The sequence below is a fragment of the Microbacterium sp. Nx66 genome, assembly GCF_904066215.1.
Classification (GTDB): Bacteria; Actinomycetota; Actinomycetes; order Actinomycetales; family Microbacteriaceae; genus Microbacterium; species Microbacterium meiriae.
Window position 1 is genome coordinate 2,488,821 of sequence record NZ_LR880474.1, and the last position, 20,721, is coordinate 2,509,541.

21 protein-coding genes and 1 tRNA gene are annotated in these 20,721 nt (G+C 70.6%); 10 read left to right on the forward strand and 12 right to left on the reverse strand.

The features are described from left to right. The first annotated feature begins 37 nt into the window (after positions 1–37). Positions 38–2,224: an MMPL family transporter gene (locus tag MICNX66_RS11875; RefSeq protein WP_187662059.1), complete on the forward strand. Its 2,187-nt coding sequence runs from the start codon at positions 38–40 to the stop codon at positions 2,222–2,224. A gap of 18 nt (positions 2,225–2,242) precedes the next feature. Here the strand turns inward: MICNX66_RS11875 and MICNX66_RS11880 are convergent. From MICNX66_RS11880 to MICNX66_RS11895, 4 genes are all read right to left on the reverse strand, one after another. Beyond that, positions 2,243–2,316: transfer RNA gene (locus MICNX66_RS11880), tRNA-Arg, on the reverse strand. Between the two features lie 47 nt (positions 2,317–2,363). Continuing rightward, positions 2,364–2,861 (reverse strand): HNH endonuclease, encoded by a 498-nt coding sequence (locus MICNX66_RS11885; protein WP_060921795.1) that lies wholly within the window; start codon positions 2,859–2,861, stop codon positions 2,364–2,366. Positions 2,862–3,168: 307 nt separating this feature from the next. Continuing rightward, positions 3,169–3,894, reverse strand: a complete 726-nt coding sequence (locus MICNX66_RS11890) for a M23 family metallopeptidase (RefSeq protein WP_232089064.1) — start codon at positions 3,892–3,894, stop codon at positions 3,169–3,171. Positions 3,895–4,238: 344 nt separating this feature from the next. Beyond that, positions 4,239–4,940, reverse strand: a complete 702-nt coding sequence (locus MICNX66_RS11895; RefSeq protein ID WP_025105536.1) for a metal-dependent transcriptional regulator — start codon at positions 4,938–4,940, stop codon at positions 4,239–4,241. A 100-nt stretch (positions 4,941–5,040) separates the two neighbouring features. Between MICNX66_RS11895 and serC the strand changes: the two genes are divergently transcribed. After that, on the forward strand, positions 5,041–6,153 hold the full coding sequence (gene serC / locus MICNX66_RS11900) for a phosphoserine transaminase (RefSeq protein WP_187662061.1): 1,113 nt from the start codon (positions 5,041–5,043) through the stop codon (positions 6,151–6,153). Between the two features lie 9 nt (positions 6,154–6,162). On the opposite strand, the gene MICNX66_RS11905 is transcribed toward serC, so the two are convergent. Both MICNX66_RS11905 and MICNX66_RS11910 read right to left on the reverse strand, forming a co-directional pair. Then, positions 6,163–6,774 carry a DUF3027 domain-containing protein gene (locus MICNX66_RS11905; RefSeq protein WP_187662062.1) on the reverse strand — a complete coding sequence of 204 codons (612 nt, stop codon included), beginning with the start codon at positions 6,772–6,774 and terminating at the stop codon, positions 6,163–6,165. Beyond that, positions 6,758–7,138 carry a cold-shock protein gene (locus MICNX66_RS11910; RefSeq protein WP_025105533.1) on the reverse strand — a complete coding sequence of 127 codons (381 nt, stop codon included), beginning with the start codon at positions 7,136–7,138 and terminating at the stop codon, positions 6,758–6,760. The genes MICNX66_RS11905 and MICNX66_RS11910 overlap by 17 nt, the downstream gene beginning before the upstream one ends. A 114-nt stretch (positions 7,139–7,252) precedes the next feature. Between MICNX66_RS11910 and MICNX66_RS11915 the strand changes: the two genes are divergently transcribed. From MICNX66_RS11915 to MICNX66_RS11925, 3 genes are read left to right on the forward strand one after another with little or no spacing between them, the layout of a single operon-like run. Next, positions 7,253–7,528, forward strand: a complete 276-nt coding sequence (locus tag MICNX66_RS11915; RefSeq protein ID WP_187662063.1) for a multidrug ABC transporter ATPase — start codon at positions 7,253–7,255, stop codon at positions 7,526–7,528. 10 nt (positions 7,529–7,538) lie between these two features. Continuing rightward, positions 7,539–9,242, forward strand: coding sequence for a helicase-associated domain-containing protein (locus MICNX66_RS11920; protein ID WP_187662064.1), 1,704 nt, complete (start codon positions 7,539–7,541; stop codon positions 9,240–9,242). A 36-nt stretch (positions 9,243–9,278) separates the two neighbouring features. Beyond that, positions 9,279–10,919 (forward strand): DNA repair helicase XPB, encoded by a 1,641-nt coding sequence (locus MICNX66_RS11925; protein ID WP_187662065.1) that lies wholly within the window; start codon positions 9,279–9,281, stop codon positions 10,917–10,919. A 15-nt stretch (positions 10,920–10,934) separates the two neighbouring features. Here MICNX66_RS11925 and MICNX66_RS11930 read toward each other — a convergent pair whose 3' ends face one another. Then, positions 10,935–11,942, reverse strand: coding sequence for a CPBP family intramembrane glutamic endopeptidase (locus MICNX66_RS11930; RefSeq protein WP_187662066.1), 1,008 nt, complete (start codon positions 11,940–11,942; stop codon positions 10,935–10,937). A 119-nt stretch (positions 11,943–12,061) separates the two neighbouring features. Here MICNX66_RS11930 and MICNX66_RS11935 point away from each other — a divergent pair, with 119 nt between their 5' ends. From MICNX66_RS11935 to MICNX66_RS11945, 3 genes are all read left to right on the forward strand, one after another. After that, a complete protein-coding gene (locus tag MICNX66_RS11935) occupies positions 12,062–12,754 on the forward strand; it encodes a response regulator transcription factor (protein ID WP_025105529.1) in 693 nt (230 codons plus the stop codon). 61 nt (positions 12,755–12,815) lie between these two features. Then, a complete protein-coding gene (locus tag MICNX66_RS11940) occupies positions 12,816–14,504 on the forward strand; it encodes a sensor histidine kinase (RefSeq protein ID WP_187662067.1) in 1,689 nt (562 codons plus the stop codon). 123 nt (positions 14,505–14,627) lie between these two features. Further along, positions 14,628–14,915, forward strand: a complete 288-nt coding sequence (locus MICNX66_RS11945) for a WXG100 family type VII secretion target (protein ID WP_187662068.1) — start codon at positions 14,628–14,630, stop codon at positions 14,913–14,915. A gap of 77 nt (positions 14,916–14,992) precedes the next feature. Here the strand turns inward: MICNX66_RS11945 and groL are convergent, their stop codons facing one another. From groL to MICNX66_RS11965, 4 genes are all read right to left on the reverse strand, one after another. Beyond that, a complete protein-coding gene (gene groL, locus MICNX66_RS11950) occupies positions 14,993–16,612 on the reverse strand; it encodes a chaperonin GroEL (RefSeq protein WP_025105526.1) in 1,620 nt (539 codons plus the stop codon). Between the two features lie 124 nt (positions 16,613–16,736). Beyond that, on the reverse strand, positions 16,737–17,303 hold the full coding sequence (locus tag MICNX66_RS11955; protein ID WP_332107624.1) for a LytR C-terminal domain-containing protein: 567 nt from the start codon (positions 17,301–17,303) through the stop codon (positions 16,737–16,739). Positions 17,304–17,373: 70 nt separating this feature from the next. Beyond that, on the reverse strand, positions 17,374–17,634 hold the full coding sequence (locus tag MICNX66_RS11960; RefSeq protein ID WP_187662069.1) for a DUF3263 domain-containing protein: 261 nt from the start codon (positions 17,632–17,634) through the stop codon (positions 17,374–17,376). Between the two features lie 9 nt (positions 17,635–17,643). Continuing rightward, a complete protein-coding gene (locus MICNX66_RS11965; protein ID WP_187662070.1) occupies positions 17,644–18,636 on the reverse strand; it encodes a DUF2332 domain-containing protein in 993 nt (330 codons plus the stop codon). A 71-nt stretch (positions 18,637–18,707) separates the two neighbouring features. Between MICNX66_RS11965 and msrB the strand changes: the two genes are divergently transcribed. Continuing rightward, positions 18,708–19,112 carry a peptide-methionine (R)-S-oxide reductase MsrB gene (msrB, locus tag MICNX66_RS11970; protein WP_101848572.1) on the forward strand — a complete coding sequence of 135 codons (405 nt, stop codon included), beginning with the start codon at positions 18,708–18,710 and terminating at the stop codon, positions 19,110–19,112. After that, entirely contained in the window at positions 19,109–19,804 is a 696-nt protein-coding gene (locus MICNX66_RS11975) for a nitroreductase family protein (RefSeq protein WP_197971842.1), read from the forward strand. Before msrB ends, MICNX66_RS11975 begins: the two co-directional genes overlap by 4 nt. Here MICNX66_RS11975 and MICNX66_RS11980 read toward each other — a convergent pair. Further along, entirely contained in the window at positions 19,801–20,715 is a 915-nt protein-coding gene (locus MICNX66_RS11980; RefSeq protein WP_187664202.1) for a DMT family transporter, read from the reverse strand. The genes MICNX66_RS11975 and MICNX66_RS11980 overlap by 4 nt on opposite strands. Between the last annotated feature and the right edge of the window lie 6 nt (positions 20,716–20,721).

Below are 20,721 nucleotides of genomic sequence, written 5' to 3' on the forward strand. Positions count from 1 at the left end.
CCCTTCGCGCCCCGCCCCCTCTCCCGAAAGGACCCCGATGTCCCGCCCCGCCCCCGCACCGACGCCGCCGACCCGCGAGCGCACCCGACGCCACTCCTGGCTGCGCGTGTTCCTCCCGGTCGCCCTCATCCTGGTGTGGCTGGCGGGTGCCTCCTTCGGCGGTCCGCTGTTCGGCAAGGTCGACGAGGTGTCGTCCAACGATCAGACGACGTACCTGCCGGAGTCCGCGGACGCCACGACGGTGCAGCAGCTCCTCGGTGAGTTCACCGACAGCGACGCGATCCCGGCGATCGCGGTCTTCACCTCCGAGGAGGAGCTGACGCCGTCCGAACTCGAGGCGATCTCCGCCGCCGTGGCGGACGCCCCGGACGTGGAGGGGGTCACTGACGACGTCTCCCCCGCGCTCCCCTCCGAGGACGGCCGGGCCGTGCAGGCCTTCATCCCGATCGACGGCGACGCCGAGCTCAGCGATGCCACCGCCGCTCTCGGCGACGAGCTGCGCGCGGCGGTACCGGACGACATCACGGTCTACATCACGGGGCCGGCAGGCTTCACAGCCGACCTCGCCGCCGGGTTCGCCGGCATCGACGGACTCCTGCTCGGTGTCGCCCTGCTCGCCGTGCTCGTGATCCTCGTCCTCGTCTACCGTTCGTTCCTGCTGCCGCTCGTCGTGCTCTCCACGAGCCTGTTCGCGCTGTGCGTCGCGCTCCTCGTCGTGTGGTGGCTGGCGAAATGGGAGATCCTGCTGCTCAGCGGGCAGACCCAGGGGATCCTCTTCATCCTCGTGATCGGCGCCGCCACCGACTACGCGCTCCTGTTCGTCGCGCGGTTCCGGGAGGAGCTGCGGGTCGCGCAGGACAAGGGCGTCGCCCTCCTCGCCGCGTGGAAGGGATCGGTCGAACCGATCGTCGCCTCCGGGGGCACCGTGATCGCGGGACTCCTGTGCCTGCTGCTCAGCGACCTGAAGTCGAACAGCACGCTCGGCCCGGTCGCGGCGATCGGCATCGTGTTCGCGATGCTCTCGGCCCTCACGCTCCTGCCCGCGCTGCTGCTGTTGTTCGGACGCGCGGTCTTCTGGCCCCGGCGTCCCCGGTTCGAGCCCGAGGTCGTGGCCGAGGAGCACGGCATGCGCACCACCGGCCTCTGGGCGCGACTGTCGGGCCTCATCAAGAAGCGCCCCCGCGTCATCTGGATCGCGACCACCCTCGTCCTCCTCGCCGGCGCGGCCGGCGTCACACAGCTCGACGCACAGGGCGTCCCGCAGTCCGACCTCGTGCTCGGAGCGTCGGAGGCGCGCGACGGTCAGGTCGCACTCGGTGAGCACTTCCCCGGCGGCTCAGGGAGCCCCGTCTCCGTGATCGTGGACGAGGACCGCCTGCAGGATGCCGCCGACGTGCTCCTCGCGAACGACGGGATCGACGGGGTGACCGTCACCGCGGCCGATTCCCCGAGCGGGTCCGCCCCGGTGACGACGGACGGGATCACGGCCGTCGGCCCTCCCGGGACCCCCGCTCCGGAGCCCACGACGGTCGACGGCCAGGTGCTCCTGCAGGGGACGCTGACGGGTGCGGCCGATTCCGCCGCGGCCGCCTCCACCGTGCGCGAGCTGCGCGGAGAGCTCGACGACATCGGAGCCGTGGTGGGCGGGGTGACGGCCACCTCGATCGACACGAACGACGCGTCCATCCACGACCGCAACCTCATCATCCCGGTGATCCTCGTCGTCATCATGATCATCCTGATGCTGCTCCTGCGCTCGATCCTGGCGCCGGTGCTGCTGATCCTCACGACGGTGCTGTCCTTCGGTACGGCGATGGGCGTCTCGGCGCTGGTGTTCAACGGCATCTTCGACTTCCCCGGTGCCGACCCCGCGGTCCCGCTCTACGGCTTCGTGTTCCTCGTCGCCCTGGGCATCGACTACAACATCTTCCTCATGACGAGGGTGCGGGAGGAGTCGAAGCAGCACGGGACGAGGGAGGGCATCCTCCGCGGGCTCTCCATCACCGGCGGCGTGATCACCTCCGCCGGGCTGGTGCTGGCGGCGACGTTCGCGGCACTGTCGGTGATCCCGATCCTCTTCCTCGTGCAGCTCGCGTTCATCGTCGCGTTCGGCGTGCTGCTGGACACGTTCGTGGTGCGTTCGCTCCTCGTGCCCGCACTCGCCTACGACATCGGGAAGACCATCTGGTGGCCGTCGAAGCTGTGGCGGCGCGGGCAGCCCTGACGCATGCGGAAGCGGGAGTGCCCTCGACAGGATTCGAACCTGCGACCTGCCCTTTAGGAGAGGGCTGCTCTATCCTGCTGAGCTACGAGGGCGCACAGCCAGTCTACGGGACCACGGTTGCGCGCCCTCGCGCTGGCTCTCACGCGGCGAGGGCGAGGTAGGGCTCCCAGCGGGGATCGCTGCGCTCCACCCCGCGCACCGTCCACGCCGTCCCGTGCGGCGGGCGCGGCGTGAACCGCAACTGCCACCGCATCTCCTGCGGGGTGCGGTTGCTCTTGAGGTTGTTGCAGCGCAGGCAGCAGGCGACGAGGTTCTCCCAGGAGTCCGCGCCGCCGCGCGAGCGGGGCAGGACGTGGTCGATCGTCGCCGCGGCCTTGCCGCAGTATCCGCAGCGATGCCCGTCGCGCCGCAGGACCCCGCGGCGGGTGACCGGCACGCGACGGCTGAGCGGGACGCGCACGTAACGGGAGAGGATGATCACCGCCGGACGATCGTAGACGCCGTGGGTTCCCCAGACGGGGTCGTCCTCGACTCTCTCGATGACCGTCGCCTTGTCGTTCATGACCAGGACGAGGGCTCTCTTGAAGGACACGATCGCCAAGGGCTCGTATCCGGCGTTCAGGACCAGTGTGCGCATTCGTCATCCTCTCGATCCGCCGGGACGGCTTCCCGGCACTCTCGACTCACACGACGTCGTGCAGGAGGAGGAGTGTTCGCAGGGACGAGAAAAGGCGCCGTCTACAGACGGCGCCTTTCGCGCGCGGCAGCACCGCGGCATCCCTGCGGGCAATGCCGAAGGACGTGACGACCGAGAGCGTCCATGGTTCGGATGCTCGGTGTTCGCTCCATCAGCCTCTCCCGCCTGTATGACGACGGGTTCAGGCTAACCCATCCCGCGAGGACCGGGGCGGAACGGGAGATGAATGCTCGAGAACGTGTCCCGGTCAGCCGGCGTTGACGGAAAGCCAGGACATCGGCTCGACGAGGCCGCCGTTGATCCAGACCTCGAAATGGAGGTGGTTCGCGGTCGACCGTCCCGTGCTGCCCACATAGCCGATCAGCTGTCCGGCGGCGACGGTCTGCCCGGCCTGCACCTGGCGCGACCCGTAGAGCATGTGTCCGTACGTGGTCTGGACCTGCTGACCGCCCACGACGCTGTCCAGCATGACGGCGACGCCGTAGCCGCCGATGCTCTCGGCGGAGGCGCGCACGACGCCGGCCGCGGCGGCGTAGATCGGCGTGCCGGCGGGTGCGAGCATGTCGGCGCCGTTGTGGCCGCCGCCGACGGTGCGGCTGACGTTCCAGGAGCCGAGCGGCAGCGGGTAGCGGACCTGGCCGGAGCCGGGAGCGACGAGTGCGTAGCCGGCCGTGTTGAAGGTGCCGGACGAGGGTGCGGACGCGGACGCGGAGGCAGCGGCAGCGGCGGCCCGCGCCGCGGCGGCGGCGGCCTCTTCGGCCTTCTTCTTCTCGATCTCCTCCGGCGTGGTCGCGCTGAAGGCACCGCGCACGAGCGGAGCGGCCGTGGCCTCCGACGCGACGACGAGCGACTGCGCGTCGACCGCGGCGAGCTGCTGCACGGTCTGCGCCGTGGCGTCCGTCGGCTTGGACGCCGCGTAGGCGGGCAGCGCGACAGCGGCGACGAGAGCGCCGACAGCACCGAAGATCGCCACCGACCGGAGAGGGGCTGCGATCTTCCGAGCACTGACCCGTGCACCGGTGCGCCGGGCGGGTACTCGATCTTCAGATGTCTTCGCGGTCGGTTCGATGTCTGCGGCCAAAACGTGGTCCTCCTGAGCCCTCGCACCTCGGGTGGTGCTGGCCCGTCGACGTTCTGCCCCAGGGCAGAGATGCACTACTCGGGTTCGAGTGCGTCCCTGTCGGGAAGACGACGAGCCGGAAGGCGGATCTTCGCGGTTCGCCCCCAGCGGGCTTCTTCGCTGAGGACCTGACCGAGGTTACCGGAAGATAACGATCATGTCACCCTGGGAAACTGACAATCCTCGGTGAGGCCTTCTCAGGCCGGTTCGCCGACGAGGAAGATGTGCGAGGCCAGCTCCACGGGGAGCTCGAGACCCTCCTCCTTGCCGTCCATCTGGATGAGCACATAGCCCTCGTTGAAGCGGAAGTCGCCGCGGGCCCCGGGCACGACGCCCGCGTCACGCAGCTGCTCCAGGAGCTCCGGGTCGACCTGGGCCGGCTCGGCGAGACGGCGGACCGTCCCCTCGACCGGCTCGCCTGCGGCGTTCAGCCGCTGCACGAGACCGATCACACCCTCGTCGAAGGTGCGGGCGGGAAGGTCGCCGAGCTGGTCGAGACCGGGGATCGGGTTGCCGTACGGCGACTCGGTGGGGTGCCCGAGCAGCTCGACGAGACGACGCTCCACCTGCTCGCTCATGACGTGCTCCCAGCGACAGGCCTCCTCGTGCACGAAGGCCCAGTCCAGCCCGATCACGTCCGACAGCAGACGCTCGGCGAGGCGGTGCTTGCGCATCACGTCGACGGCCTTGCGGCGCCCGGCGTCGGTGAGCTCGAGCGTGCGGTCCTCGGACACCACGACGAGGCCGTCGCGCTCCATGCGACCGACGGTCTGCGAGACCGTCGGTCCGGAGTGCCCGAGGCGCTCCGAGATGCGCGCCCGCAGCGGCACGATGTTCTCCTCCTCGAGTTCGAGGATGGTGCGGAGATACATCTCCGTGGTGTCGATCAGATCCGTCATGTGGGCCCTCCGGAAGTTCTTAGGCAAGCCTACATTCCTCCGGCGACATCGGACGGGGTCGCGGACGGGAGGAACGGCGGGATCCCCCTAGAATCTAGCCATGGCGATCGAGATTCCCCGTGACCTCCTGCCCACAGACGGCCGCTTCGGCTGCGGCCCCTCGAAGGTGCGCGGCGCGCAGCTCGAGGCGCTCGTCACGACGGGGGCCTCCGTCCTCGGGACCTCGCACCGCCAGGCACCGGTGAAGAACCTCGTCGGCAGCGTCCGCGAGCAGCTCGCCGCTCTCTTCCGTCTCCCCGAGGGATACGAGATCATCCTGGGCAACGGCGGCTCGACGGCGTTCTGGGACGCCGCGGCCTTCGGCCTGATCGAGCGACGCAGCCAGAACCTCGTGTTCGGCGAGTTCGGCGGCAAGTTCGCCAAGGCGGCAGGAGCCCCCTGGCTCGAGGCGCCGGATGTCCGCTCCGCCGAGCCCGGATCGCGGAGCGCGGCCGAACCTGTCGACGGCGTCGACGTCTACGCGTGGCCGCACAATGAGACCTCGACCGGCGTGGCCGCGCCGATCGAGCGCGTCCGCGCCGACGGTGCCCTGACGGTGATCGACGCGACGAGCGCCGCGGGCGGCATCGACGTCGACATGACGCAGGCCGACGTCTACTACTTCGCCCCGCAGAAGAACCTCGGCTCGGACGGCGGGCTCTGGTTCGCCGCCGTGTCTCCGGCCGCGATCGACCGCATCGAGCGGATCGCCGCCTCGGGACGCTACATCCCGGAGTTCCTGAGCCTGAAGCACGCGGTGGACAACTCGCGGCTCAACCAGACGCTCAACACCCCTGCGCTCACGACGCTGCTCCTCCTGGACGACCAGCTGCGGTGGATCCTCGGCAACGGCGGTCTCGCCTGGGCCGCTGCGCGCACGGCGGAGTCGTCGTCGGCGCTGTACGACTGGGCGGAGGCGTCCGCCGTCGCGACCCCCTTCGTCACCGACCCGGCGCACCGCTCGCCCGTGGTCGCGACGATCGACTTCGACGACAGTGTCGACGCCGCGGCGATCGCCAAGGCGCTCCGCGCCAACGGCATCGTCGACACCGAGCCGTACCGCAAGCTCGGCCGCAACCAGCTGCGGGTGGCGACGTTCGTCTCGATCGAGCCGGACGACGTGCGTCAGCTCATCCGGGCCATCGACTTCGTGCAGGAGAACCTGGGCGGCTGAGCGTCCGCCTCACTCCTCTTCGTCGCCGGCGTCCGCATCGCGGGCGTCGGCGTCGTCGTCTTCGGAGTCCTCTGCCTCGTCGTCCTCGTCGTCCTCATCGGACGCGTCGAGTTCGTCGTCCTGATCGGACGGGTCGAGCTCGTCGATGTCCACGCCGTCGAGGTCACCGGCATGGAGGATGTCGGAGCCGTCCTCGTCGAGTTCGTCATCGTCGATGCCGTCGTCGTCGAGGTCGCCGTCGGCGTCCTCTTCTTCCCCGTCGGCGTCCTCACCACCGGCAGCGGCGGCCTCGGCCAGCTCCGCCTGGTGTGCGCGGTACTCGGCGAGGCGTTCCGCCCACGGCACCCACTCCGGGGCCAGCAGAGCACCATCGCCGGGGAGCAGCTCGACCTCGAGGACGGTGGGCTCCTCGTCCTCGACACGGGCGACCGTCACCGTCCAGTACCAGCCGGGGTAGCCGGGGAGCCGGTTCTCGAATCGCAGGGAGACGGATCCGTCCTCCTCCGGCGTGAAGCCGGCAGCCGGCCCGACCGTGGCGGCAGGGGTGATCTCGCGCAGGGCGGCGAGCGCGAGGTCGTGCGCCTCGACGAGCCGCGCGTCGGCGTCAGGCTTCGAGGTCATCGGCGACCTTGCGCAGGACGGCCGCGATCTTGCGGCCGTGGCTCGAGGAGGGGTAGCGGCCGCGGCGCAGGTCGCCGCCGATGCCGTCGAGGAGCTTCACGAGATCCTCGATGATGATCGCCATGTCGTCGGCGGGCTTGCGCTTCGCCTTCGCGAGACTGGGCGGCGCTTCGAGCACCCGGACCGACAGCGCCTGGAGACCGCGCTTGCCGTCGGCCACGCCGAACTCCACGCGCGCACCCGCCTTCACCGCGGTGCCGGCCGGCATCGCGGAGGCGTGCAGGAAGACGTCCTGGCCGTCATCGCTGGCGATGAAGCCGAAACCCTTGTCTTCGTCGTAGAACCTGACCTTGCCGGTGGGCATGGGAGAACCTCGCTGGATCGAATGCGGACGGAGCGCGCTCGTGCGCGTGTCCCCCAGCCTACCGGTCACGGGCGGAACGGAACCGCTCCCGCGCGTGCGAGTAGGCTGGGGCGGATGAGTACGCAGAGTCCCGGACCGGAGGTCCCCATCCGTCGGATCGACCGCATCCTGGCGTTCACCGCGCTCGGTATCGCGGCCGCGTCGGTGATCTGCTTCTTCGTCATCATCATCGGCACCGCGCTCGGCATGGACAGGGCCGCGTTCGGTGAGGGCCTGTGGCCGGTGATCGCCGCGATCCCCTACTGGGGGCTGCCGCTCGCCTTCGTCATGATCATCGCGCTGCTGGTGATGAGCTTCGTGCGGAAGGGTCGCGCCGAGTCGCGTCGCTGAGGCCGCATCGATGAGCACGCACGCACGCCCGTTGGCCGACGACCTGGCCGCGGCGAGCGATGACGAGCTGACGGCGCTGCTGACCGCGCGCGGTGTGCGTCCCGATGTCGCCTGGCAGGATCTCTTCGACGCGGCCGAGTCCCTGCTGGACGCCGCGTCGATCGGCCGTGCGCTGCCCGCTCTGACCGCCGCGGAGGCCGCCGCGCTCGTCGACGCCGTGGCGGGAGACGGAGCCGGCGCCGGCCGCGAGCGTCTGACCGCGCTCGCCCTGCTCCGCGCCGACGGCACACCGCACCCGCCCGTCGCCGAGGCGGTGGCCGGGAGGTCTCGGCCTGCTCCCCTCGACGAGACCCCCGCACCGGCAGCGGAGGAGTCCGTCTCCGCGCACGCCGCGGAGCGCGCCTTCACCACCGTCGGCGTGCTCGCCGACATCCTGCTCCTCGCCAGGGAGCAGCCGTTCACCCTCCTCATGGGCGGTGCGGTGAGCGCGGGCCAGAAGCGTCAGCTCACCGAGACGGGCCTCGATGTCGAGAGCGTCGATCCGCTGGTGGCGCTCGCCGTGCGCGCCGGTCTCGCCGCTCCCGTCGAGCGCCTGCTACGCACCACCCCTGCGGCCGAGGACTGGCTCCGTTCCCCCGCGCCCGCACGCTGGAACCTCCTGGCCACCGCCTTCCGTGACACGCTCCCCCGCGGGATCCGCACGGCGACGGGAGGGTGGCTGCCGCCGAGTCAATGGCCCCTCGCCCATCCCTGGGATCCGGCCTGGCCGGAGGAGGCGGCTCGACAGTTCGAGGCCGCTCGTCTTCTCGGCCTCATCGCGGAGGACGGCTCCGAGCCCCCGTGGTCCGTGGCGCTGCGGCGCGGCGAGGAGGCCGAGCCCTCCGCCCTTTCGGCGCTCCTACCCGCGGAGGTGGACCGGATCTTCCTCCAGAACGACCTCACCGCGATCGCCCCGGGCCCCCTGCAGCCTGCCCTGGACGTGCGGCTGCGGACCATGGCCCGTCGGGAGTCCGCCTCCCAGGCCTCGTCGTACCGCTTCACCGCGGAGTCGGTCGCACATGCGTTCGCCGCAGGGGAGGACGAGGCCTCGATCCTGGGGTTCCTCGGCGAGATCTCGCTCACGGGCATTCCGCAGCCCCTCGGCTACCTCGTCGCGCAGACCGGCCAACGCCACGGACTCGTGCGGGTCTCCGTGGACGAGGAGACGGGGCGCACGCGGGTGGAGAGCACGGACGCGCACCTCCTCGAAGCCATGGCGGTCGACCAGTCGCTCCGGCCGCTCGGGCTCACCGCGCACGTCGGCTCGCTGACGACCAAGGTCGGGCAGGACACGGTCTACTGGGCGCTGACCGACGCCAGGTACCCCGCGACCCTCGTCGATCGCGACGGGACCGTCGCTGTACGCACGCGACACCCGGCTGCCGTACCCGACCCCGCCCCCGCCCCCGACTACGCACCGCTGATCGCGCGGCTGCGCGAACGCCAGGGACCCGACGCGGACGCCGCGTGGCTGGACAGGGAGCTGGAGGCGGCGGTGCGCGCGAAGGCCGTGCTGCGGGTGACGGTCGGCATGCCGGACGGATCCACCAGGGACCTCCTCCTCGAGGCCACCGGGATCGGCGGCGGACGGCTGCGGGGAAGGGACAGGGCGGCCGATGTCGAGCGCACCCTGCCCGTGTCGAGCATCCGCGCCGCGACCGTCGTCCCGACCTAGGCCCCGTGCATCCACGGGCCGGTAGACTGGTCAGCTATGTCTGATGGCCCCCTGATCGTCCAGAGCGACCGCACCGTGCTCCTCGAGGTCGCCCACGCCGACGCCGAGAGCGCCCGCCACGAGCTCGCGATCTTCGCCGAGCTGGAGCGCGCACCCGAGCACATCCACACCTACCGGATCACGCGGCTCGGGCTGTGGAACGCCCGCGCCGCCGGCCACACCGCCGAGGACATGCTGGAGACGCTCGACCGGTGGTCGCGCTTTCCCGTCCCGCCCTCGGTCGCCGTCGACCTGCGCGAGACGGTCAACCGGTACGGCCGCCTGGTCATCGAGCGCGACGATGAAGGCGTGCTCATCCTGCGCTCGACCGACCCCGCCGTGCTGGCCCAGGTCGCGAACAACAAGCGCATCCAGCCGCTGCTCATCGGGCACCCGACCCCGGAGACGTTCGTCGTGGACGCCTGGGCCCGCGGGCAGATCAAGCAGGAGCTGCTGAAGATCGGCTGGCCGGCGGAGGACCTTGCCGGCTACACGCCAGGAACCCCTCACGAGATCGAGCTCGCCGAGGACGGGTGGGCCATCCGTCTGTATCAGCAGGACGCCGTCGACGCCTTCTCGAAGGACGGCTCCGGCGTGGTCGTGCTCCCCTGCGGTGCGGGCAAGACGATCGTCGGCGCCGGGGCCATGGCGGCCACCAAGACGACGACCCTCATCCTCGTGACGAACACGGTGTCCGCGCGGCAGTGGCGGGACGAGCTGCTCAAGCGCACCAGCCTCACCCCCGAGGAGATCGGCGAGTACTCCGGGCAGGCCAAGGAGGTCAAACCCGTCACGATCGCGACGTACCAGATCCTCACCGCGAAGCGGAAGGGCGAGTACGCGCACCTCGCCCTCCTCGACGCGCTGGACTGGGGCCTCATCGTGTACGACGAGGTGCACCTGCTGCCGGCGCCCGTGTTCAAGCTCACCGCCGACCTCCAGGCCCGCCGCCGGATCGGCCTCACCGCGACCCTGGTCCGCGAGGACGGCCGCGAGGGCGACGTCTTCAGCCTGATCGGCCCGAAGCGCTTCGACGCCCCCTGGAAGCAGATCGAGGCGCAGGGCTTCATCTCCCCCGCCGCCTGCTTCGAGGTGCGAGTCGACCTTCCCCCGGCGGACCGCCTGGAGTACGCGGCGGCCACCGACGACGAGCGCTACCGGCTCGCGGCCTCCGCCCCGGCCAAGATCGACGCGGTGCGCGAGCTGATCGCGGCTCACCAGGGCGAGCAGATCCTCGTCATCGGCCAGTACCTCGACCAGCTCGACGCGCTCTCGCAGGCGCTCGATGCCCCGCAGATCACCGGGTCCACTCCGGTCGAGGAGCGGGAAGAGCTGTACCGGGCATTCCGGGAGGGCGACATCTCGCTGCTCGTGGTGTCCAAGGTCGCGAACTTCTCCATCGACCTCCCCGAGGCATCGGTCGCCATCCAGGTGTCCGGCTCGTTCGGCTCCCGGCAGGAGGAGGCCCAGCGTCTCGGGCGCCTTCTCCGTCCGAAGCAGTCCGGCCACACCGCGAGCTTCTACACGCTCGTGGCACGCGACACCATCGACCAGGACTACGCGCAGAACCGGCAGCGGTTCCTCGCGGAGCAGGGGTACAGCTACACGATCATGGACGCCGAGGCGATCGCCGCCTGACGGCGGTGACGGCGCTCAGCCGCGCAGCATCCGCGGGAGCTGATGCGTGCCCGCGGCGCCGTCGGTGATCGCTGCGGTCCGCTCGATGCCCCGGCGGCGGGCCCAGCGGTCGGCGACGACGGCGAAGACGAGCATCGCCAGCGCGGAGCCGAGGAGATCGACCGGCGTGCCCGAGGTCGCGTTCGCATCGACCACGGCGACGGAGCCGAGCAGGAAGATCAGCAGATTGTTGACGATGTGGAGCGAGATCGCCGCCTCCAGACCGCCCGTGCGCCACGTCAGCCAGGCGGCGACGACGGCGAAGAGGCCGACGCTCGCCGCACCCCAGACGTCGTAGCCGTGCCCCAGCACGAACAGCGGCACCGGCAGCAGGATCGCGAAGGCGGGGTGCCTCAGCCAGCTCCCGACGAGCTGCATGAGGTACCCCCGGAAGACGTACTCCTCCGCTGCGGCCTGGAACGGGATCAGCACGAGCAGGAGCACCACCATGAGCAGCAGCCCCGGGTGGGAGAAGTCCGGCGTCACCGCGTCGCCCGCAGCGGCCGACCAGCCGAGCACCACGGCGAAGTAGACCACGAACACGGCGAGTGCCAGCCCGAGGGTCCGGCCGAGCCACCCCATCCGCAGCCGCCCGGTGACCGAGGAGAGCAGGCCGACGCCCCGCCCCTGCACCACCCGCGAGGCGAGCAGCAGCGCCGGGATCATGAGGATGAGCGGGAGCACGAGCGCCACGAGGAGCCACGGACGGTCGAGCTGGAAGTAGGCGGTGGTCCGGAACATCATCTGCAGTTCCGCCGCCCAACCCGGGACGAGGGCGGACACGACGACCAGCGGCACGATCACGAGCACGAGGATCGCGAGGTAGAACGCGATGCCGAGGAGCCCGGTGAGCAGCGGCTTCCACCACCGGGGGCGCGGGCGGAGGAGCGCCAGACGGTGGTACTCGAGCCCTCCGTCGGCCCCCTCAGGAGACGCGGCGGACGGGGTGACGGGGGCGGCGGTGGCGTCCTCGATCGAACTCATGCCTCGATCCTCCCCCGGACCGCCTGTGCAGCACATCCACCTGCCGACGGATCGACCGCATCCACGCCGTTCCGCAGGATAATCAGCGCGCGCATGGCCGAAGTCACCATAATGGGGTCATGACTGCTGCGCGCATCCTGGTCGTCGACGACGAGCCCAACATCCGCGACCTGCTCTCCACGGGTCTCAGCTTCGCCGGGTTCCAGGTGAAGACGGTGGCCAACGGCGCCGCCACGATCTCCGCCGTCCTCGAAGAGGAGCCGGACCTCATCATCCTCGACGTCATGCTCCCCGACATGAACGGGTTCAGCGTGACCAAGCGCCTCCGCGGCGCCGGCTTCACCGCACCCATCCTCTTCCTCACGGCCAAGGACGGTACGGAGGACAAGATCGAGGGACTCAACGCCGGCGGCGACGACTACGTCACCAAGCCGTTCAGCCTGGACGAGATCGTCGCCAGGGCCCAGGCCATCCTCCGCCGCACGATGCAGGCCGACGAGGAGTCGATCATCCGCGCGGGCGAGCTGTCGATGGACCAGGACACGCACGACGTGCACGTCGGCAAGGAGCCGATCGACCTGAGCCCGACCGAGTTCAAGCTCCTCCGCTACCTCATGCTGAACCCGAACCGGGTGCTGTCGAAGGCGCAGATCCTCGACCATGTGTGGGAGTACGACTTCAACGGCGATGCCGGCATCGTGGAGAGCTACATCTCGTACCTCCGCCGCAAGATCGACCCGCACACCGAGGAGTCGCTGATCCAGACGAAGCGCGGCTTCGGGTACATGCTCAAGGTGGGCAAGACGGTCTGAGACCGTCGAGCCCGCACCCGCCGTCCCCGGACGGCACCGCCGTCGCAGCAGGGAGGACCGCATGGCGCACAAGCCGGATGCGGTCACCGCGTGGTGGCGGCGCATCAGCCTCCGCGCCAAGGTCACCGGCGTCACCGTGGCCGTCCTCGCGCTCGGCCTCCTCGTCGCGGGCATCGGGACCGTACCGCTGCTGCGGAACGCCCTGGTGGAGAACATCAACGCGCAGCTCCCTGCGCTGGTGACCAGCGACCTCGTCAACCGGTACTTCGACACGACGACGATCGACGGCGTCACCACATACACGCCGAGAGACGAGAAGCCGCGTGATTTCTCTTTCGCGGTCTACGACGCGGAGGGAGCCCTGCGCGCGACCGCGCCGAGCGCGTCGGGCCGAGCTCCGGTCTTCCCCGCCGAGTACTCGCTCTCCGACGCCCAGGCGAATGAGGAGCAGGTCCTCGCGCTCGAGGACGCGGACGGCGGCGTCTACCACGCGGCTGCCGCGGTCGTGCAGCAGGAGGGCGACCCGCTCAGCATCCAGATGGTGGCGCTCCCCCTCGCCGAAGCCGACCGCATCATCAGTCAGTACTTCGGCATCTACATCACCATCGCCCTCATCACGATCTTCGTCGCAGCGCTGCTCACCCGCGGCCTCGTGACGCTGACCTTCCGACGGCTCGGGCAGGTGGAGCAGACCGCCATGTCGATCGCCGCCGGCGACTTCCGGCAGCGGCTCACCGACCTGGAGCCGACCACCGAGGTCGGCCGCCTCAATGCGGCCATCAACACGATGCTGGACCGCGTCGACCGGTCCCTCGCCCAACGCGACCGCACGGTGCAGCACATGCGCCGGTTCATCGGAGACGCCAGTCACGAGCTGCGGACCCCGCTCGTCAGCGTGCGCGGGTACGCCGAGCTGTACCGCATGGGCGCGATCAAGGGCGAGGAGGACACCGCTCGGGCGATGGAGCGCATCGAGAAGGAGGCGATCCGCATGGGCGTGCTCGTGGAGGATCTCCTCGCGCTCGCACGGCTGGACGAGGAGCGCGAGCCGGAGATCGTCCCTCTCGACCTCCGCCCCATCGCCCGCGACGCCGCCCTCGACGTGCGCGCCGCGGCGCCCGGACGCGTGATCTCCGTGATCGACCGGACGGTCGAGAACGTCCCGACCGCCCCCATCCGCACGCCCGTGGTGCCCATCGCCCAGGACCCCGCACCCAAGACCCGGCCCCGGGCCACCCTGTCGCGGCTGCGCCGCCGTCCGCGCACGGCGGAGCAGCCCCCCGCCATCGACTTCACCGAGGTCGCGGACATCCCGGTCCGGACGCCGCCGATCGTGCTCGGCGAGGAGAACAAGGTCCGCCAGGTGGTCACGAATCTCCTGGGGAACGCGCGCCGCTTCTCCCCGGAGGACAGTCCGATCGAGATCGTGGTGGACTCGGACCGCGTCGCCGGGACCGCGAGCATCTCGATCGTCGATCACGGCGAGGGTGTCCCCCCGCAGATCCGGGAGCAGATCTTCGAGCGGTTCTGGCGCGCCGACACGTCCCGGGCACGGGAGACCGGTGGATCCGGTCTCGGGCTCGCCATCGTCGCCTCCATCCTCAAGGCTCTGAACGGCGACATCGCGGTCTCCGAGAGCCCTGGAGGCGGAGCCACCTTCACCGTGACGCTGCCACTGGCGCCGGCGCGCTCGACCCCGGAGCATCTCCTCGAGGACACGCAGCCGCTCGACCGCCTCGACCTGCCGTAACCGCCTCTTCTGCACAGTCGGCTCGCACCACGGCGTTCTCCCGTCCGCGGTGCCGCGCTCCCTCTCCGGGCGCCCCGGGACTGCCGCCTGCGTATCGTCGGGGTTTCCTCGAAGGGAGTTCCCATGACCGTCTTCACCGTCGACACCGACGCCGTCCACGCGGCCGAAGCCGCGACGCGCGCCACCATCGAGCGTCTGCGCGCCGAATCCGCCACCCTCATGTCGCAGCTCAGGCACCTGCAGACCGCCTGGGTCGGCACCGCCGCCACCGCGTTCCAGGGGTGCGCGGAGGAGTGGCAGGGCGCCCAGCAGCACGTCGAGCTCGTCCTGGACGGTATCGGCACCTCGCTCGGCGCCGTGGCCACCCAGTACGCCGACGCAGATCAGTACTCGGCGAGCCTGTTCCGCTGAGGGACACCCAGAAAGCCCCCGGCCGGAGCCGGGGGCTTTCTGTCGGTGAGACCGGGGTCTCCGATCCTGTCAGAGGATCAGAAGTCCATGCCGCCCGTGGGGTCACCCGCGGGAGCAGCAGCCTTCTCCGGCTTGTCGGCGACGACGGCCTCCGTCGTCAGGAACAGACCGGCGATCGACGCGGCGTTCTGCAGCGCGGAACGCGTGACCTTCGCCGGGTCGATGATGCCCTGTGCGAACATGTCGCCGTACTCGCCGCTGGCAGCGTTCAGGCCCTGGCCCGCGGGGAGCTCGGACACCTTGTTGGCGACGACGCCCGGCTCGAGACCGGCGTTCAGCGCGATCTGCTTCAGCGGAGCCTCGATCGCGACGCGCACGATGTTCGCACCGGTCGCCTCGTCGCCCTCGAGCGAGAGAGCGTCGAGCGCCTTCGTGCCGGACTGGATGAGCGCGACGCCACCACCGGGGACGATGCCCTCCTCGACGGCCGCCTTCGCGTTGCGGACGGCGTCCTCGATGCGGTGCTTGCGCTCCTTGAGCTCGACCTCGGTCGCAGCGCCGGCCTTGATGACGGCCACACCACCGGCGAGCTTCGCCAGGCGCTCCTGCAGCTTCTCGCGGTCGTAGTCGCTGTCGGTGTTCTCGATCTCGCGACGGATCTGCGTGACGCGACCCTCGATCTGGTCGGCCTCGCCGGCACCCTCGACGATCGTGGTCTCGTCCTTGGTGACGATGACCTTGCGCGCACGGCCGAGCAGGTCGAGCGTGGCGTTCTCGAGCTTGAGGCCCACCTCTTCGGTGATGACCTGGCCGCCTGTGAGGATCGCGATGTCCTGCAGCTGCGCCTTACGGCGGTCGCCGAAGCCGGGGGCCTTGACGGCGACCGACTTGAAGATGCCCTTGAGCTTGTTCAGCACGAGGGTCGCGAGGGCCTCACCCTCGACGTCCTCGGCGATGATGACGAGCTCCTTGCCGTCCTGGATCACCTTGTCGACGATGGGCAGGAGGTCCTTGATGTTGGAGACCTTCTGGTTCGCGATGAGGATGTACGGGTCCTCGAAGACGGCTTCCTGGCGCTCCGGGTCCGTGACGAAGTACGGGTTCAGGTAGCCCTTGTCGAAGCGCATGCCCTCGGTGAGCTCGAGCTCGGTGCCGAAGGTCTGCGACTCCTCGACGGTGACCACACCCTCCTTGCCGACCTTGTCGATGGCCTCGGCGATGAGCTCGCCGATCGCCGGGTCGGCGGCCGAGATGGAGGCGGTCGCGGCGATCTGCTCCTTGGAGTCGATCTCCTTCGCCGTGCTCAGCAGCTCCTCGGTGATCGCGGCGACGGCCTTCTCGATGCCGCGCTTGAGCGAGATGGGGTCGGCGCCGGCCGCGACGTTGCGCAGCCCCTCGCGGACCAGGGCCTGGGCGAGCACCGTGGCGGTCGTCGTGCCGTCACCGGCGACGTCGTCGGTCTTCTTGGCGACCTCCTTGACGAGCTCCGCGCCGATCTTCTCGTACGGGTCGTCCAGCTCGATCTCCTTGGCGATGGAGACACCGTCGTTCGTGATCGTGGGGGCGCCCCACTTCTTCTCGAGCACGACGTTGCGACCACGCGGGCCGAGGGTCACCTTGACCGCGTCGGCGAGGATGTTGAGGCCACGCTCGAGGCCGCGGCGGGCCTCCTCATCGAAGGCGATGATCTTTGCCATGAGTTTTGTCGTCCCTCCTGGACGTAGACGGTGGGTTTAGCACTCAGAGTGAGAGAGTGCTAACGCCATTCTGGCACTCGACACCATCGAGTGCAAGCCGCACGATCCGGGAGGGAGACGGGCGTCAGGGGGCGGGAGTCTCCGGCACCGACGCGGCCCGGTCGACGCCGATCACGATGGTGAGCTGCTTCTGCCCGTCCTCCGTCTGGCCGGCGTAGTAGTCGCTCTGCTGCACCTCGGCACCGCCGATGACGCCGGCGAGGCCCTTCGCCGCCTCCTCGTCCTCGGCGCTGACGTAATAGACGGTCGTGGTCTCGAAGTCGTCGCTGGCGCTGTCGGTGGCGAGCACGGTCGCCGCCGCCCACCCGGCGTTGATGAGGGTGTCGCGCATCTGATCGTCCAGCCCGCTGTCCGGGGTCGCGTTGAGGATGAGCACCGAATAGCTCGGGTCGATCACCCCGGTCTGCTCAGGCGTGGGGGCCGCGGACGGCGCCGCCTCCGGGAAGAGGTCGATCCGTCCCATGACGGCCAGGGCGCCGAAGATGCCGGCGATGATGAGCACGAGAGCGGCGACGAAGGACCACAGCAGCACGACCCAGCCGTTCATGCCCGGGGCTTCCGCGCGGTGTGCTCCCACGCGTCCGGTGGAACGGGGGACCTCGTCGAAACGGTCACGGGGGGGCTTGGACACCCCTCGATGCTAGCGGCACGTCCCTGGCAAACCGTTCCGCGACGAGCCCGATCGCGTGCCGCGGGTCGGGTCAGCCCGTGAAGCCGGGGACCCGCGCCGACCGCCGGGCGCTCCTGGCATCCCGCAGCCGACGCAGGCGGCCGACGAGGATCGGATCGAAGGCGAGGGCCGCCTCCGAGTCGATGAGCCGACCGAGGAGCTGGTAGTAGCGCGCCGCGCTCATCCCCAGCCGCGTACGGATGACCTCCTCCTTCATGCCGCCGTGGCGCGGCCAGGAGGCCTCCAGGGCGAGGATCGCGCGATCGCGCTCCGTGAGGTGGTCTGCGGGCATGTCCTCAGGTTAGGTCGTGGTCGGCGTTTCGCCCGCGCGCCACTCCCACCGGGCGCCGAGCGGATCGGCTGCGGCGCGCACCCGACCGTCGAGCGCGACGACGAACCCAGGCCACGTCTCCGCGGCGACCGGCGGATCCCAGACGTCGAGCAGGGCGGGCGGGTCGATCGTGACCCAGTGCGCGGGGAGCGCCGTGATCCTCGCGACCAGCGCCTCCCGCTCCGCCCGCGGGATGTGCACGAGAACGCCCGGCGTCGTGATCACCAGCGTGGCGTCCGCCGGGGCGGCCCGCGCCAGGTCCTCCAGGTGGACAGCCGCGTCTCCGGCGACGAGAAGAGGCGGGTCGGCGGCCGCGATGTCGAGAGCGCCCGTGATGCGCTGCTCCCTCCCCTCCTCCCCCGGCCACACGAGAGCGCGCAGCCAGCGCCGATCCTCGTCGTCGGCGGCGTCCAGCGGCGCGAGGTCGATCCCCGCACGCCACACGACCTCGGGCATCCGCAGCGACGGCAGGTCTCCGGAGACGACGCTCTCCAGCACCACCGACGAGGGGCCGTCGAGGGGATCGAGCGCCTGACGGACGAGTCCGTCTCCGTCGATGACGCGATACGAATAGCGATCGGGGTACAGGCAGAGGCCGGCGGAGGCGCCGACCTCCAGCAGAGCGAGGGGCCCGTCGATCTCGGAGAGCACCGGGAGCAGCGCGGCGGTACGCAGCGGCTCGTTGGTCTGGAGCGCGCGCCGTGTGCATTCCTCGACGAGCCGGTCGGCGTGCGCGAGGACGAAGCGACGCCACTCCGAGTACGGCCCATGACCGGCACCGAGCAGGCGGGACACGGCGAAGACGAGGGGAGGCTGACGTCGGGTCGCGGGGATCCGCTGGAGGAGGTGTGTGATCTCCTGGTCTTCGGCGACCCCCGCCGCCCACTCCGCATACAGCGCGCTGCGCCCCGGCGCCTCCATCGCGGCGAATCGGGCATAGCGCTCGTGCACGGCGTCGGTCATTCGTCCATTCTGACGCGGAGCGCCACGAAGGCTCCGCACAAGGGAGAATGGAAGGGACTCAGGAGGACACGATGCCCTACAGCGTGAACAAGACCGAAGACGAGTGGCGCGAAGAGCTCGGCGAGGAGCAGTACGCCGTACTGCGCCAGGCGGCGACCGAGCGCGCCTGGACCGGTGAGCTGCTCGACGAGGAGCGCGCCGGTCTCTACACCTGCGGCGCCTGCGGTGCGGAGCTCTTCAAGAGCGGCACCAAGTTCGACTCGGGCTGCGGCTGGCCGAGCTTCTACGAGTCGGTCCGCCCGGACGCGGTGGAGCTGCTCGAGGACGACAGCCTCGGCATGGTCCGTACCGAGGTCCGGTGCGCGTCGTGCGGCTCGCACCTCGGCCACGTCTTCCCGGACGGCTTCGGCACGCCCACCGGTGACCGCTACTGCATGAACTCGATCGCGCTGAACTTCACGCCCGACGAGTCGTGAGCGCCCTCGACGCCGTCCGCGCACGGCAGTCCTGGTCGAAGGTCGGCGACACCGCTCCCGGACGTGAGGAGCTGGTGACGCTCGTCGGCGCCGCCGGCCGCGTCGCCGACCACTCGTCGCTGCGCCCCTGGCGTCTGATCGAACTCCGCGGCGCGGACCGTGAGGCGCTCGGCGCCGCGATCGCCGAGGCGCAGGGGGACGCGGAGCCCTCCACGAAGCCGCTGCGTGCTCCGCTCCTCATCGCGGTGGTCGCGAGCTACCGCCCGAGCGAGAAGGTACCGCGCTGGGAGCAGGAGGCGGTGGCGTCCGGCGTCGCCCATGTGCTGAGCCTGCTGCTCGATGAGGCGGGGTGGGGCGTCATCTGGCGCACCGGGCACTACACGCGCTCGGAGCCGGTCGCGCGGATGCATGGACTGGGTACGGACGAGGAACTCCTCGGGTGGCTCTACGTCGGCGCGAAGCCCGAGGGCAAGAGCCCGGGCCGACGCAAGACCGTCGACGCCCGCGCCCTCCTGACCCGCCCGCCGAAGCTCTCCGCCGAAGCCCGGGCGGCTGCGGAGGAAGCCGCGCGGGAGGCCGCGGACAAGAAGGCCGCCACGGCGGAGAAGAAGGCCCGCAAGAAGGCCCGCAAGAAGGCCCGCAAGAAGGCGAAGAAGAAGGCGAAGAAGGCCGCCAGGAAGAGCGGTTCCTAGAGCCGGCGGCGACGCCAGGGCACCGCGACGAGGACCGAGCCGACCGCCACGATCACCATCGCGATCACCTGCCACAGTGCCGGTCCCGCCTGCGCCGGCCAGAGCAGGTCGATCACGACGGACGTGACGAGCTGCCCGAGCACCGAGCCCAGGCCCATCAGCAGCACGCCCGTGTGCGCGACGATGAACGCGCCGAGCAGGATGTAGCCGGCCCCCAGGAAACCGCCGAGGTAGAGCCAGGGCTCGGTCGGCAGCGCGGCCGGCCACCCCCGCACCGCGACGCTGGTGCCGGCGGCGACCGCCAGCACCAGGGTGCCAGCGATGAAGCTCATCAGGGTGGCGGCGATCGGCGACTGCACGCGCTGGGCCAGCCGCCCGTTGGTCGCCGCCTGCCAGGCGATGCCCACGCCGGCGGCGAACGGAAGCAGCAGCATCCACAGCGGGGCGGTCGCGAGCACATCGCCGGAGAGGGAGATGCCGACCGCGGCGAGGGCCAGCACGCCGCCCATCACGCGACCGGGGGTCACGGCCACGACGCCGGCCGGGCCGAAGCCGATGCGGTCGAGGACGAGGCCGTGCAGGGTCTGTCCCGCGACGACGCCGACGGTGAAGAGCGAGACGCCGAGGATCCCCGCCGTCAACCCCTGAGTGGACACGGTGAGCGCACCGCAGGCACCGCCGAGGAGCATCCAGAACGGGATGCTGCGCTCCCGGATCCCCCGTCCGAGGCGCATCGCGCCGCGCCGGGCGAAGGGCAGGAACGAGATGACCACGGCGAGCGCCACGAGCCCGACGGCGAAGGACAGGAAACCGGCGACGATGCCGTTGTCGACGCGCACGCCCAGCACGCCGTTGATGCGCGCCTGGACCGCGGTCATGACCCCGATCGCGACGGCTCCCCCGAGGGCCAGAGGAGC

Excerpts from the sequence above, each read along its gene's own strand:
- MICNX66_RS11930 (WP_187662066.1), bottom strand. The coding sequence starts at position 11,942 with ATGAGTTCGATCGAGGACGCCACCGCCGCCCCCGTCACCCCGTCCGCC.
- MICNX66_RS11940 (WP_187662067.1), top strand. The coding sequence starts at position 12,816 with ATGGCGCACAAGCCGGATGCGGTCACCGCGTGGTGGCGGCGCATCAGC.
- MICNX66_RS11915 (WP_187662063.1), top strand. The coding sequence starts at position 7,253 with ATGAGTACGCAGAGTCCCGGACCGGAGGTCCCCATCCGTCGGATCGAC.
- msrB (WP_101848572.1), top strand. The coding sequence starts at position 18,708 with ATGCCCTACAGCGTGAACAAGACCGAAGACGAGTGGCGCGAAGAGCTC.
- MICNX66_RS11885 (WP_060921795.1), bottom strand. The coding sequence starts at position 2,861 with ATGCGCACACTGGTCCTGAACGCCGGATACGAGCCCTTGGCGATCGTG.
- MICNX66_RS11895 (WP_025105536.1), bottom strand. The coding sequence starts at position 4,940 with ATGACGGATCTGATCGACACCACGGAGATGTATCTCCGCACCATCCTC.
- MICNX66_RS11925 (WP_187662065.1), top strand. The coding sequence starts at position 9,279 with ATGTCTGATGGCCCCCTGATCGTCCAGAGCGACCGCACCGTGCTCCTC.
- MICNX66_RS11945 (WP_187662068.1), top strand. The coding sequence starts at position 14,628 with ATGACCGTCTTCACCGTCGACACCGACGCCGTCCACGCGGCCGAAGCC.
- MICNX66_RS11905 (WP_187662062.1), bottom strand. The coding sequence starts at position 6,774 with ATGACCTCGAAGCCTGACGCCGACGCGCGGCTCGTCGAGGCGCACGAC.
- groL (WP_025105526.1), bottom strand. The coding sequence starts at position 16,612 with ATGGCAAAGATCATCGCCTTCGATGAGGAGGCCCGCCGCGGCCTCGAG.
- MICNX66_RS11875 (WP_187662059.1), top strand. The coding sequence starts at position 38 with ATGTCCCGCCCCGCCCCCGCACCGACGCCGCCGACCCGCGAGCGCACC.
- MICNX66_RS11935 (WP_025105529.1), top strand. The coding sequence starts at position 12,062 with ATGACTGCTGCGCGCATCCTGGTCGTCGACGACGAGCCCAACATCCGC.
- MICNX66_RS11965 (WP_187662070.1), bottom strand. The coding sequence starts at position 18,636 with ATGACCGACGCCGTGCACGAGCGCTATGCCCGATTCGCCGCGATGGAG.
- serC (WP_187662061.1), top strand. The coding sequence starts at position 5,041 with ATGGCGATCGAGATTCCCCGTGACCTCCTGCCCACAGACGGCCGCTTC.
- MICNX66_RS11920 (WP_187662064.1), top strand. The coding sequence starts at position 7,539 with ATGAGCACGCACGCACGCCCGTTGGCCGACGACCTGGCCGCGGCGAGC.
- MICNX66_RS11910 (WP_025105533.1), bottom strand. The coding sequence starts at position 7,138 with ATGCCCACCGGCAAGGTCAGGTTCTACGACGAAGACAAGGGTTTCGGC.
- MICNX66_RS11960 (WP_187662069.1), bottom strand. The coding sequence starts at position 17,634 with ATGCCCGCAGACCACCTCACGGAGCGCGATCGCGCGATCCTCGCCCTG.